The 13,946-nt window shown below is 43.9% G+C and carries 10 protein-coding genes; 5 read left to right on the top strand and 5 right to left on the bottom strand.

From position 1 onward, the window contains the following. Positions 1-126 precede the first annotated feature (126 nt). Positions 127-5,418 carry a DUF637 domain-containing protein gene (locus GN208_RS17060; protein ID WP_061057460.1) on the top strand — a complete coding sequence of 1,764 codons (5,292 nt, stop codon included), beginning with the start codon at positions 127-129 and terminating at the stop codon, positions 5,416-5,418. A 1-nt stretch (position 5,419) separates the two neighbouring features. Then, complete coding sequence (locus GN208_RS17065) at positions 5,420-5,926, top strand: contact-dependent growth inhibition system immunity protein (RefSeq protein ID WP_015422767.1); 507 nt, start codon at positions 5,420-5,422, stop codon at positions 5,924-5,926. Between the two features lie 39 nt (positions 5,927-5,965). On the opposite strand, the gene arsC is transcribed toward GN208_RS17065, so the two are convergent. Both arsC and GN208_RS17075 read right to left on the bottom strand, forming a co-directional pair. Further along, positions 5,966-6,319 (bottom strand): arsenate reductase (glutaredoxin), encoded by a 354-nt coding sequence (gene arsC / locus GN208_RS17070; RefSeq protein ID WP_015422766.1) that lies wholly within the window; start codon positions 6,317-6,319, stop codon positions 5,966-5,968. A gap of 11 nt (positions 6,320-6,330) precedes the next feature. Beyond that, a complete protein-coding gene (locus GN208_RS17075; RefSeq protein WP_004235274.1) occupies positions 6,331-7,794 on the bottom strand; it encodes a M48 family metallopeptidase in 1,464 nt (487 codons plus the stop codon). A gap of 136 nt (positions 7,795-7,930) precedes the next feature. Here GN208_RS17075 and GN208_RS17080 point away from each other — a divergent pair, with 136 nt between their 5' ends. Continuing rightward, positions 7,931-9,013, top strand: a complete 1,083-nt coding sequence (locus GN208_RS17080; protein WP_004235276.1) for an AI-2E family transporter — start codon at positions 7,931-7,933, stop codon at positions 9,011-9,013. A gap of 45 nt (positions 9,014-9,058) precedes the next feature. On the opposite strand, the gene GN208_RS17085 is transcribed toward GN208_RS17080, so the two are convergent. The 3 genes from GN208_RS17085 to GN208_RS17095 all read right to left on the bottom strand — a co-directional run bounded on the left by GN208_RS17085 (position 9,059) and on the right by GN208_RS17095 (position 11,515). After that, positions 9,059-10,297, bottom strand: coding sequence for a filamentous hemagglutinin N-terminal domain-containing protein (locus tag GN208_RS17085; RefSeq protein ID WP_004235278.1), 1,239 nt, complete (start codon positions 10,295-10,297; stop codon positions 9,059-9,061). 167 nt (positions 10,298-10,464) lie between these two features. Next, positions 10,465-10,935: a thioredoxin-dependent thiol peroxidase gene (gene bcp, locus GN208_RS17090; RefSeq protein WP_004239939.1), complete on the bottom strand. Its 471-nt coding sequence runs from the start codon at positions 10,933-10,935 to the stop codon at positions 10,465-10,467. A gap of 37 nt (positions 10,936-10,972) precedes the next feature. Next, the gene (locus GN208_RS17095; protein WP_004235282.1) at positions 10,973-11,515 is read right to left on the bottom strand and encodes an ACT domain-containing protein; all 543 of its coding nucleotides are present in this window, start codon (positions 11,513-11,515) and stop codon (positions 10,973-10,975) included. Between the two features lie 317 nt (positions 11,516-11,832). Here GN208_RS17095 and dapA point away from each other — a divergent pair, with 317 nt between their 5' ends. Together dapA and bamC are read left to right on the top strand one after the other, a co-directional pair. After that, positions 11,833-12,732, top strand: coding sequence for a 4-hydroxy-tetrahydrodipicolinate synthase (gene dapA, locus GN208_RS17100; RefSeq protein ID WP_004235284.1), 900 nt, complete (start codon positions 11,833-11,835; stop codon positions 12,730-12,732). Between the two features lie 17 nt (positions 12,733-12,749). After that, positions 12,750-13,799: an outer membrane protein assembly factor BamC gene (gene bamC, locus GN208_RS17105; RefSeq protein ID WP_004235286.1), complete on the top strand. Its 1,050-nt coding sequence runs from the start codon at positions 12,750-12,752 to the stop codon at positions 13,797-13,799. Positions 13,800-13,946 lie beyond the last annotated feature (147 nt).

Here is a 13,946-nt window from a genome sequence, read left to right on the forward strand (position 1 = left end):
GTATTTGTTTCAGGAATGAATTAATTATTATTGATAAGGTCATCATGAGTATCAGCAATGATTGTTCATAGGATATCTTCTGGTGAGTGTATGACTGTATTGCTTAATTAACACACCGGAGGTGTTATGTGCTTTATTAATAAGATGAAAAAATTATTTATTATATTATTTTCTGTTTTTCCCTATTATATATATGCATCAGAAATAACTCCGGCTAATAACCGTTTAAAAGTAAATGTCAAAAGAGATATAACTATTATTGACATTTCAAGGCCGGATGGAAATGGATTGTCACATAATCAATACAGTAAGTTTAATGTTTCTGAAGTCGGCGTGGTATTAAATAACGGAACAGAAGACAGTCAATCTTATCTGGCAGGTGAAATAGAGGGAAACATAAATCTGCGGGGGAGTAGTGCCAGTTTAATTATTAATGAGGTAATCAGTGATGGTCTATCTGACTTTTCGGGGGCTATGGAGGTTTCCGGTAACCCGGCATCAGTTATTATTGCTAATCCCAATGGTATTACCTGTGATGGCTGTCATTTCATTAACACGCCAGATATTACACTTGCCACGGGGAATGTGAATTTTAATCCTGAAAATAAATTTTCATCTCTCAATGTAAGAAATGGATCAATCACGATAAATAAAAAAGGGATGGATACATATGCACAAAAAAATACTAATCTTATCAGTGCTGATACGAAAATAAATGGAAAGATAAATACAAAAAATCTTTTTATTATAAATGGTACAAATAAAATTAATTACCAGGATGGTATTCAGGAATCTATATCCGGTTTTATGGGGAATCAATCATCATCAGTAAATATGACTGAGGAAGGTGGGATTTCGGCTGAAAAAATTCGCATTATTAATATAAGTAGTGATGGCAATGTACAACTAAATAATATTGAGTCTGTTAATAATGGTATAAGTGTAACAGCAAAAAAAGCGGTATTATTATCGGGAAATATAACATCAAAAGAAAGAATAAGAGTAATAGCCGACAACATTATTATAAAAGATAAAGAAAAGGTTGCTTCCGGTCGTGATACTACTCTTATATCAAATGATATTTTAAATGCCGGAGAGGTTATATCAAAAGGTAATGCACGTATTTTTTCTGATGTTGTTAATAATCAGGGCCACGAAGCAATTATACAGGCAGAGGAAAATTTATGGATACAAAAAAATCCGGAAGGTGATTTTAGCAAGAGTGTTGTTAATAAATCAGCTTCACTAAAGTCTGAACGTGGTAATTTAATTATAAAAGCAAAGACATTAACTAATGTCAGTAACTCTGAGCCTGTTGAGTTTTTTAAGATTCCGGCAGAATCTACCGAGGTTCGCAGCGTCGGGAATCAGTTGCGTTATTTGCCTATGTGGCGGCGAGATGGGTTATTGATTGTATATCCGGAATTAAAAAACTTTAAATATGAAAAATGGTTTGATGAAATAGATTTACTAGCTAATGACAGTGTTAATGTTGAAAAATATGCAGTGAGATATAAGAGTGATTATCATCCTGCGTATATAGATTCCGGTAAAAAAATATATATAAATGCGAATCACTTTGACAATAATGATTCATTTTTATCTGCAGGGGGAAATATAGTTTTAACCGGCAAGGATATCAATATTAAAAATCATGGTCTGGGTATTTTAAAACTATGGGAAAGATATGAACCGGAAGATATAAACAGTGAATGGCTGCGTTTTTTTGTTGAGCCGGATACTATTCCCCCCGGGGTAATGGTTAATGATATTAAAATTCCCTTTCAGAAAAAGGAGCAATTTTATACATGGATTAGCCATGGGGTGGCTGACAGTCCATCTGTAAGTTCAGAAAATCTGATTATAGATTATAGCAATACAATTAATGTAGAGAGTAAGATCCCTGAAAAACACTATCCGGTAAATGAGATTATCAGAGATAGTTTTAGTCATCATTTAGCTGCAGAAAATATATTGTTGAATTCTTCATCAATAGGTTTGAAGTCAAAAATAGGTGCAATTAATAATTTAAATGTTCAGGCTAAAGAGAAAATTTATTCACGTGAAAGTACATTGGTAGCGGGTAAGTCATTATCATTAACAGCAGATAGTATTGAACTTGAAAATACCAATATAAAGTCCGGTGAGCTGTCTCTTATTGCAAAGAAAGGCGATGTAATATACTCAACAGGAATCAGGCCTGTATTTACATCTGACATTTCTGCGCTGCCTCTGTTACATGCACCTGGTGGCATCTATGCAGATGCAGGAGGTGATATTACATTCAAAAATATAGCATTCACATTAAATAGTCATGTGGATTTATCTTCCCGAAAAAATATACTGATTGATTTTGATCCGAAAACGATATCAGGAATATCCACAAAAAAGGCAGATTATGAAATAAAATCACTGTCAGATAAATTTCAGGAATGGACACTTTCAGATTATATCACCCTGAATGCCGGAAGTGATATTGCTATTAATGGTACAGATATTAGCAGCAAAAATGATATAGGTTTTTATTCCGGCGGAAATATAGATATTACCTTTGATAAAAAATGGGAAGGCCGTAGTGATATCTATGCAAGATATTTAAGGCCCAAAATACGCATTCATTCAGAAAGAAACTTTATTATTAACTCTGCCGGAGATGTAAATCTATTGAATGCAGGCCTGCATGCTGATGAGTCTTTATTATTGTTTTCTGGCGGGGAGTTTAGCCTGGCAGGGATTCCTTATTCAGCAATAAGGTATTCTTATGATGATTACATTGATAATCGCTATGTAAGTTCTTATCTTACAGCAAAGAAAAATATTACATTAGTGGCGGAAGGTGATGTTAATCTGCATGCAGCAATACTCTCCTCTGATGATGATATATATATTCATAGCAGTGGAAATATTCAGTTGGGATCTGAAAAAATACACTATCGTCAGAAAAGACGTGATTATCTGGAAGATACATATCGCCATGTCAGTACACTGGTAAAAAGCAAGAATAAATTAACACTATTGTCTGAAGGCAGTGTTTTATTTCAGGGTGCTGAGCTTATTTCTGATGGTGTAATGGATATCTCGGCAAAGGGCGGGTATTTATATGCACAGGCAATGGAAGAAACGAGTCATTATGAAGATAAGAAAAAGAAATGTAATCGTTGGACATTCTGTATAACAAAAAAAGAAGTTACAAAGGTAAAGCATGAAGTAAAAAATAAAACGACAGAATTTACATCGAAAGAAGATATTAATTTAATCGCCCTGGATGATATCACACTTGAAGCTGCAAAAATTTCAGCAGCTAAAAATGCCAGGCTGAAAAGTATCTCAGGGAAAATTAATTTTAAAGCTGTTAACGACTCACTTTATGAGCAAACCGTCAGCCATTCAAAGGGTTTTTACATTACCCGCCGGGATCAGGGGCACTCGCTGAGCCGCTGGCGGTTGCCGCAGATTTATTACGGCGGAAATTTATCTGTTGATGCAGCAAAAGGCATAACCGCAGACAGTAAAACTTTCAGCATTCCTGAATTTAAAGAATCCGCAATGATGCTGAGCAGCCATACCGGAACAGGTTGGCTGAAAGAACTGATAACCCGTGATGATGTTCAGTGGAACCGGGTCGCAGATGCCTATCAGCGCTGGGACTATAAAGAGCAGCACCTTAATCCGGTGGCATCGGCTGTTCTGGCTGTCGCCGTCACCGCTGCGACATCGGGCTCCGGGCTGGCTGCATGGGCAGGGAGTACCGCATCTTCCGCAGCCACAGGAACGGCTGCCGCTGTTATTTCCGGAGCTGCGCATTCCGGAATGATAGCACTGACAACACAGGCAGCGGTTGCACTGGCAGAGAATAAAGGCAATTTATCTGAAACATTTAAGTCTCTGGGACGCAGTGAAAGTGTTAAATCTGTTATTGGTCAGATGGTTGTCGGAGGGGCGTTCAGTGGTTTGGATAAATCGATGGGCTGGCAGAACGGAAATCCGGCACAATCGCGGATTCCGTTACTGAGTGACGGAGATTGGCACAAGGTTGCACAACGTGTTTCCGCCCAGTCTGTAATCAGCTCAGCGGTGGGTTCGGCAGTATCAGAAACAAGTTTCAGGGAGAACTTTATTAGTGCGCTTCTCAGCAACACGGGAAGTCAGTTTAATGCTGAAGGCGCAAAATTAATTGGTGACCACGGTGAAATATTAACGGAACCGGGCAAAGCAATTACGCATGCTGCGGTTGCCGCTGTCAGAGCCGAGCTGACCAACCGGAGTGTCAGGGGAGCGGTTACCGGGGCGCTGGCAGCGTCGGCAGCCGGTATTATATTAGGCGATTCTTTAGATCAGACAGCGCAGGAACATGAACAACAGGCACAGCTGGCCCGGATGACAGGTGCTGTTGCCGGATTGATTGCAACAGGCCATATCAACGGGCTGACCACTGCGGCGGATGCTGCTGAGATCGTTGAACGTTATAACCGTCAGTTTCATTTGCAGGAATTAAAGGCGATAGAGGAACTGGCTGACGGTGATAATTTTAAAAAAGAGCGCCTGCTTGCAGCAGGTTGCCGTCTGATCAACTGTACTGTGCAGGAATCTGCAAATTCACCGGATAAATTACGTTTTGATGTGTTAATGGCAAAATATCCGGAGACATATCTTGAAGATAATTTACTGACAAATTACTGGGTGACAAAAGCGGATGACGGCATTCGTTATTATCCCTGGTCAGTTGCACCTGGAAAAGTACAGCTTTTTACTTACAGTGAAACTGAAAGACATGATGATATTGATGATTTTGTCCGTAATCAATATGCGGAATATATAACAGATTTTACCGGTCTGAAAAAAGCAACTGCCGAAATTATTATCGACAGTATATTGATGTCATCAGTGAATGGCAGGAGAGGTAATCCTGCCAGAATGCATAAACATATCAGAAAGGTCAGTTATGCAGATTTAAATCAAATCTATACCACTGATAAAAAGGGCAATAAAATCCCGATGAAGTGGTATCAGTCAGGTTCCTCTGTCAACCAGCAGGGTATGCCGTTTGAGCATTATATTGGTACACAATTACCGCCAGGCTCAAAACTCCCGGATGGATTCAAAACCTTTGATTATTATGACAGTAAAGATAAAATAGCGATTAGCGTAAAAACTATTAACACTCAAACAGATAGTAGACTAAATAAACCTGATGCCATAAAATATATCATTAATGGCCATGTTAATAAAATAGCTCAGTTTAAAAATTATTCAATGGATGACGTTCCATTGAGAACAGATAATATAAAAAAGAGAGTTTTGCACATTGGCCTCCCAGAAAAAACGACGCCAGAGCAATGGAAGTCAATAAATAGTGCTATAAAGAACGCAAACGATAAGAATGTAGATATTAAAATAACCATAATAAAAGGTGATTAGCATGAGTCAAGTAAATTCTGATGAACTGAATGCAAGCATAAGCTTTAATGGGAGTTATTTCTATTTCTTGAGGATGATCGATCATGGATTGTTAATACCGGACTATTTGTTTGGTAATATTATTATACCTGGGGATGCGGTAATTAGCAGTGTTGGTATAAGCTTAAGACAAGTTCTCAAAAAAAATGAGGATATTAATCCTGAAGAGAATTATATTTTTGATCATAAACTAAATAAAGAAAATTATGAAGACAATATAAAAAAATTAATGGGTTTGTGCGGATATAAGAATAAAAAATCACTTTTTAAGAAAATGAACAAATGCCTTGTAAAGCAAGTCGGTAATGTTATTGAAATAAAGCCTCTAAATCACATTAAACTTGAAGCCTGGGACGGTGATGGTATATCAGAAACTGACGATGTCATTATTCCGGTATCGGCTTCAGATGAAGAGTTGGGTAATGCCGTTATCGAGGCGTTTTCCCGCTGTAAGGGAAGGCAATTCTGAGTTCTGTTCCCGGCGGTCACCGGGGACAGATGATCAGGTTCAGATAATCTCCAGCACCTGCTCCGGCGGACGGCCGAGGCGGGCTTGTTTGCCTTTAATCACTATCGGGCGCTCAATCAGTTTCGGGTTATCATGCATGGCCTGAATCAGTGCTTCCTGATCGGTCACTGTCGCGAGCCCCAGCTCACTGTAAAGGGCTTCTTTGGTGCGCATCAGTTTGCGGGCGTCATCAAATTTCAGCTCACGGAGCACAGTTTTGATTTCTGCCACTGACGGCGGAGTGTCCAGATAGAGCATTACTGCCGGAGACACGCCGTTTTCTTCCAGCAGTGCCAGAGTTTCACGGCTTTTGGAGCAGCGCGGGTTGTGCCAGATAGTGACAGTCTCAGTCATGGTTTTCCTCATTATTTAAATTGTTTGAATTGCAGCTGTAACTGGCGGATCTGGTCAATCCGCGCATCATAACGCGCCTGATCATAACTGCCGGGTTTCGCCTGACGGGCGGCTTCGGTCAGGCTGCGGATAGCACCGTCAAAGTTGCCCATTAAGTTCTGATATTCCGCCCGTGCGGCCAGTTCGTCCGTGCGGCGGCCGGCTTTTCCGCCTGCTTCTGCCAGCAGATCCCAGCCGCTCGGGTCAGCAGGGTGATCAAAGGTATAATTGCGCAGAATCTTAGTTGCTTTATCATATTGTTTATTCTGAATATAGGCATTACCGAGGTTTATCTGATATACCGAATTCCCCGGTTCCCGTTTCAGGGCATTTTCCAGCCTGGTCACTGCCTGAGAGGTTCTGTTCAGACCGATATCCACATCTGTCATGACATCGATAAACCAGACATTGTCAGGATCGGCAGCCAGTAATTTCGACAGAATTTGTGAGGCGGGTTCATATTTGTTGTCACGGTAGAGCAGAATGGCACGGGCATAATCCGCCGCCATTTGTTCTTTACTGTTGCCTTTGCTGTAGTTATCAATCATCTGGTCAGTCGCATTGCGCAGCGGCTGGCCGCCGTACATTGCCATCGCCCGGGCGCGCGCCAGCAGGAAATCAAAGGACTGTGGCGGATTTTTACGCGGCATCTGACCGGCACGGCTGCGCGCATCCGCCAGACGGCTGTCCGGCAGGGGGTGAGTCAGCAGCATTTCCGGCGGTTTGGAGCTGTAACGGGACATATCCACCATGATGGTCATAAAGTCCGGCATACCCTGCGGGTCAAACCCGGCACGGCTCAGTGTGCCCATGCCGATGCGGTCCGCTTCCTGCTCGTTGGATTGTGTAAAGCTGATCATATTCTGCTGGATCCCGGCCATGGTCGAGGTCATGGCGGCGGCACCGACCGGGGTGCCGGTCATCAGAAGCAGGATAGAGCCCAGAGTGGCCGCCCAGGCCAGCGGTGCTTTGTTCTGCTGATCTTCCATCATCCGCGCCAGGTGGCGCTGGGTAACGTGAGCGATTTCGTGCGCCATCACAGAGGCGAGTTCACTTTCTGTCAGGCTGTAGCGGAACAGGGAGGTGTGCAGAACCACATTGCCGCCGAAGAAGGCAAAGGCGTTAATGTTCGGGTTGGCTATCAGGAAAAAATTAAACGGGGTTTTGACCGAGTCAGCGTTTGAGACCAGACGCTGGCCGAGATTATTGATATATTGCAGCAAAACAGGATCATAGACCATCGGGGAGCTGCTGCGGATCATCCGCAGATAAAAGTCCCCCATCAGGTTTTCCTGTCCGATACTGAGTGTACCGCCGGCGGTGGTGCCGATTTCAGGTAACGCATCCTCAACCGCAGCCTGTGCGGCAGGCAGTACCGGGAAGGTCAGGGCAAGGCTCAGTAAGACGGCTAACGGTTTTTTCAGAAACGTATTCATAGGATGACGCTTTCCCCGTTGATTATCACTGGTAATAATTCGTGTATCATAGCAAACACTCAAGTAAAATCCTCACACAGTCTGCCCGGTGGGCAGGATTTGTCATATTTTTGCCGTTAATCCCGGGAGCAGAACAATGTTAGATTTGATCATTCAGTGGTACCGACGACGTTTTGCCGATCCGCAGGCAGTTGCTTTGACCGTTATTTTACTGGCGGGTTTCGGAATTATTTATTTTTTCAGCGGTATCTTAGCGCCGCTGCTGGTGGCAATTGTACTGGCGTACCTGCTGGAGTGGCCGATTCATCAGATGGAAAAACGGGGCTGCTCGCGCAAGCTGGCGATTATGCTGATCCTGACGCTGTTTATCGGGGTCAGCGTGCTGGTGATCTTTATCCTCGCGCCGACGGTCTGGGGACAGGGGCGTAACCTGCTGCTGGATATGCCGAATATGTTCAGTCGTTTCAATGAGTTCGCCAGTGAACTGCCGAACCGTTTCCCTGCGCTGATGGATGTCGGGCTGATGGATATGATCCTCGATAATGCCCGCAGCAAGCTGCTCTCAGTCGGGGATTCAGTGGTGAAAATGTCGCTGGCGTCACTGGTGGGATTACTGGCGCTGACCATTTATCTGATTCTGGTGCCGTTGATGGTGTTCTTTTTACTGAAAGATAAAGAACAGCTGCTGCGCGGTTTTCAGCGTATTCTGCCGCGTAACCGCTCACTGGCCGGGAAAGTGTGGGTGGAGATGAATCAGCAGATTTCCAACTATATCCGCGGCAAAGTCACCGAGATGATTATTGTCGGTGTTTGTACTTATATCGTCTTCGCGGTGGTCGGCCTGAATTATGCGTTACTGCTGGGTGTGCTGGTGGGGCTGTCAGTCCTTATCCCGTATGTGGGGGCGGTGATTGTGACGGTGCCGGTGGTTCTGGTCGGGCTGTTCCAGTGGGGACTGGATTCGGATTTCTGGACCATGTTTATCGCCTATCTGGTGGTGCAGGGGCTGGACAGCAATATCCTGGTGCCGATCCTCTATTCTGAGGCGGTGAACCTGCATCCGCTGGTGATTATTTTGTCGATTATTATTTTCGGCGGATTATGGGGATTCTGGGGCGTATTCTTTGCTATCCCGTTAGCAACCCTGATTAAAGCAGTGATTCATTCCTGGCCTGAAGAGGTTGTTGAAGATAATATACAATCAGTATCAAAGGAATAATCAAAAAATAAAAAGTGATGTTTTTATAAAACATCACTTTTATATTCATACCGCTATTCGGTCAGATATCAAAATTATGGGTGGTAACTGACACGTTCTCATTCCGGTAAACATTATGCCATCGTTTTTAATGTGTACGGCGTCATGCTTTCCTGCAATATTGAATTGTCCGGTTGCAAATGTGGCACCGGTATCATTACTGACAGATAAGGTATTATCTCGCAGATAACCCTGATATGCATTATTTTTCAGGTCAATCATATGGTTGATGTTATGACTGTTAATGGACATATTTTGGGCATAAAAATTATTTGGTTTTTCCCCTGCTGTAGTATTGTAAATGGAGAAATTGCCATTATAATCAGCAGTCAGATTTTTTGTACTAATCTTTTGATAATTAGAAATACTACCATTTTTTGCATTAATATTAATATTTGATGCTTTAAGATAACCATCATTAATAAGTTCAGAATGTAGTAAGTTTAAGTTAACCTCCGATAATATAATATTACCGTTATTTGTTAACGTTGCATTTTTGGCATTGACGGTCATTTTACCGCGTATTTTAGTATCGCTGTCGATCAATGAATTCGAATATGAGCCTGAACTATTAACTACTTCCCCCGGGGTTAATTTAACATCAGAAATCTGAGAGTTAAGATTATTTTTAAGATCGATATTATCTGCACCAATATTAATCGTTGTATGCGGTGAATTAACATAAGAGCTGTTGATTTCAACGCTGTTTCCCGTTAATGTCAGGTTGCTTTTTATCGCATTTTTTTTGACATTACTAACGATAACATTATTCGTTATATTTTTAAAACCGATTAGTTTTCCTGTAGTAACATCAAGTGAAGTATTTCCGGCTAATAGTGTCAGGTGGCTAACATTAGATACACCACAGCTGTTACAGTTAACGCCATTCGGGTTAGCAATGACCAGACTGGCTTGTTTACCAATAATGGCCATAGTGCCATCGAGCTGACTGATATTGGTTCCGGTTACTTCGTTGATAATCACACGAGCTGATGGTGAATTATCAATATTCAGGCCATTTTTTCCGACATTGAATTCAGTAAAGTAATTGTGTGAAATACCATTTGAATTTGGTGTGCTGATTGATTGTGTCGGTTTATTATCCTTAATCCGGATATTAACTTCGGGTGATGCCTGATCTGTCGTGATTTTATAACCATCACGATAGGTGAAATCTTGTGTCGCCGCCGATAAATAAGCAGGTGATAAAAATAATAATACGGTAGCAATTTTGGTTAACTTCATTAAGTATCCCTTTTAATAGCGTGACATCATTGTCAGCAGAGATACAATATCATATTAACTTAATTACAAAGTACTAATATCCAGAATATGTATTTTTTTTTAAAAAAACATCAGGAATATAAAAAACACTACCGGGAGATAGTGTTTTTATCATTCCGGCAAATAAATCAGCTGTGAGCTTTGAGGTATTCAAGCACAACCTGATCATGGTCGCTGGTTTTGAATTTATCAAAAACATGCTCGATTTTACCGTCAGCGCCGATTAAGAAGCTGATGCGGTGAATACCGTCATAGGTTTTCCCCATAAACTGTTTTTCACCCCAGACGCCAAATGCTTCAGCAACCGCGTGGTCTTCATCTGACAGCAGGGTAAAATTCAGTAACTCTTTTTCCGCGAAACGAGACAGTTTTTCGGGTTTGTCTGTACTGATCCCCAGCACTTCAACATTGAACTGTTTCAGTTCATCCATATTGTCGCGCAGACCGCATGCCTGGACAGTACAGCCCGGCGTCATGGCTTTGGGATAAAAATACACCAGCACACGCTGACCGGCATAATCGGCCAGGCTGATTGATTCACCATCCTGGTCGGGAAGGCTGAACAGGGGCGCCTTATCACCGGCGTTCAATGGGCTCATTACACACTCTCCGTAAACGTAATAATAAACACAAACATTAATGATTCATCAGGGTAATAGTGCCTTCGGCCTGTAACTCAGCACAAAGACGGTAAAACTGCTGCTGCAGCACCGCGTTGTTTTCCCCTGTCGGGTGATGCGCGGTGATCTGAATCTCCAGCAGTACTGCGTCTGTATCATCCTCCGGCCGGGTTTTGGACACCAGTTCAGCCAGGGTGTAATCCAGTCTCATAAACAGATTGGTAAAGCGTTCCACCAGCCCGGCCGCATCAGGCACAGTAACCTGCGCACTGACACCGGTGGTGGCCGCAGGCTGATGCCCGCGCTGTGTCCGTTTCATGACCGTCAGCAGGTCAAGTTCCGCCGCCAGTACCGGCAGGGTGGCCTCCAGCATGGCAATGGCATTCCAGCTGCCTGACAGCATCATAATAAACGTGAACTCCTCACCGAAAATCGCCAGACGGCTATCTTCGATATTACAGTCACACTCTCCGGCATGACGGGTAATCGCATTCACAATCCCTGCGCGATCCCGTCCCAGTGCAGTGATAACCAGATATTGCTGATCGCGTTGCGGCAAACCCTCATTCCTCTTCATGACACCGTGAATGTGTTAAACATAAAGAAAGATAAGGCCGATAGCAATAACCTGTTGTGTGCTCTGCGGTAATAATCAAATGATTGCGGCATATCAAACCTGCCGGATACAGACACGTTATCATGTGTTCCGCCGTTTTACCGGTGAAAAAAGCGGACATTATTACTTCTTTTTAAGGTGTGCCGCTAGGTATTAACAAAATTCATTAAAAACGTACAGTTAGGGTGTTTTTTTCTGCGCTCTGAACAAGTACCATTAAAATGTTGTCCTATATTTATCCGATTATGAGGGTTTCGTACATGTCACACATAAATGACGTTTTAAAAGGCAGTATTGTTGCGATGGTTACACCACTGGACACACAGGGTCGTGTTGATAAGGCGGGGCTCCGGAAATTAGTGGATTACCATGTCGCGGCAGGTACGTCCGCCATTGTGGCTGTCGGAACCACCGGGGAGTCCGCCACACTGTCACATCAGGAACATGTGGATGTGGTACTGGCGACACTGGAGTTCGCGGAAGGCCGTATTCCTGTTATTGCCGGTACCGGCGCTAACGCGACCAACGAAGCGGTCTGGTTTACTGAGCAATTTGAAAACAGCGGCGTGGCGGCATGTCTGACCGTTACCCCGTATTACAACCGTCCGTCACAGGAAGGTCTGTATCAGCACTTTAAAGTGATTTCAGAGAATACCGCATTACCGCAAATTCTGTATAATGTGCCAACGCGCACCGGCTGTGATATGTTACCTGCAACTGTTGCCCGGCTGGCAAAACTGGACAATATTGTGGCAATTAAAGAAGCGACCGGGAACTTAAGCCGTGTGAATGAAATCAAAACCCTGGTGAATGATGAAAACTTCATTCTGCTCAGCGGTGATGACGCGTCAGCACTGGATTTCACCCTCCTGGGCGGCAAAGGTGTGATTTCTGTGACAGCCAACGTGGCTGCGGCAGAGATGGCACAGATGTTTGATCTTGCCCTGCGCGGGGATTTTGACCGTGCGCGTGTGATTAATAATCAACTGATGGACCTGCATCACACATTATTCTGTGAGCCAAGCCCGTCACCGGTAAAATGGGCCTGTCATCAGCTGGGTCTGATCGCAGAGCAGACACTGCGTCTGCCGCTGTTACCGCTCACGGAAGCGGGGCAGAATACGGTCGGCCGTGCCATGAAGACGGCGGGCATACGATAATATTTTAGGGAATCTGAATGGCAACACTACTGCAAAAATCAAAGGTTACGAAGCTCGCTGGTCTTTCCGTGGTTTTATTACTGGCAGCCTGCTCCGGCGATCAGAACTATAAGCGCCAGGTCAGCGGCGATACTTCGTACCTGGATGCGCCGCAGTTACAGGCGCTGAATGTTCCTCAGGGGATGATCCTGCCGTTACAGAGCGGCCAGTATGATATTCCTCAGGTTAAGCAGGATGGTGCGACCGGTCTGGCGCTGGACATCCGTCCGCCGGTACAGACTGTCAGCCTGTTAGCAGGTTCCCGTACTGAAACAGCAGGAGACGCAAGCCGTCTTCTGCTGGAGAATTCAGCGGAAAACAGAACGCTGTGGGCTCAGATCAACCGCGTTCTGGCCGATCGCTCAGTGCCGGTCAGCCAGCGTGATGAAGCCGGTGGCGTGATTGTCACTGACTGGATTGTCTGGCAGCGTGCGGATGAAGACCTGCCGTTACAGTCCCGCCAGCGCATCAAAATTGAACCGGCCGGTTCACAGGTGGCAGTTGTTGTGACCAGTGAAGGTCTGAAACAGGGTGAAAACCCGGTGACAGATAAAACAGAAATTACCCGTTATAACAACCTGACACTCAACGAGCTGGTGGACGGCCTTGACCGTATGCGTAATGCCGCACGTCAGGAAACCAATGCGTCACAGTATGCGGCTCCGGACGTTCAGAGCGGCAGTGATAAAACCGGTCTGCCGCAGATTATTGTCCGCGCGCCGTTTGATGTGGTCTGGTCCCGTCTGCCGGTTGTGCTGGAAAGCGTCGGCATGAAAGTGGGTGACCGCACCCGTTCGACCGGGAATATTGAAGTGACATACAAAGGGCTGAGTTCTGCAGAGTGGAGCAGCCTGGGTATGGATGATCCGTCAGTGGCCGAAGGTGATTACACCTTACAGGTCGGTGACCTGGATAACCGCAGCAGCCTCCAGTTTATCAGTGCCAAAGGGAAACCGCTGACACAGAAAGAAAATGATGAAATGGTGAAAGCGCTGGAAGCGGCATTCAGCAAATCATCTGTAAAATAATATATTCACGCAACATATAAATGCGTAAATATAATTATCGGTACCGGCCATTGTTAATGGCCGGTATTTTTTTATATCGTTATTATTTTGTAATAAATTGATACACAACCTAATCATTTTTAAGATAAATTCTTATTTCTCTGTCTT

The organism is Morganella sp. HSTU-ASny43 (assembly GCF_022819185.1).
In the GTDB taxonomy this organism is placed as follows: domain Bacteria; phylum Pseudomonadota; class Gammaproteobacteria; order Enterobacterales; family Enterobacteriaceae; genus Morganella; species Morganella morganii.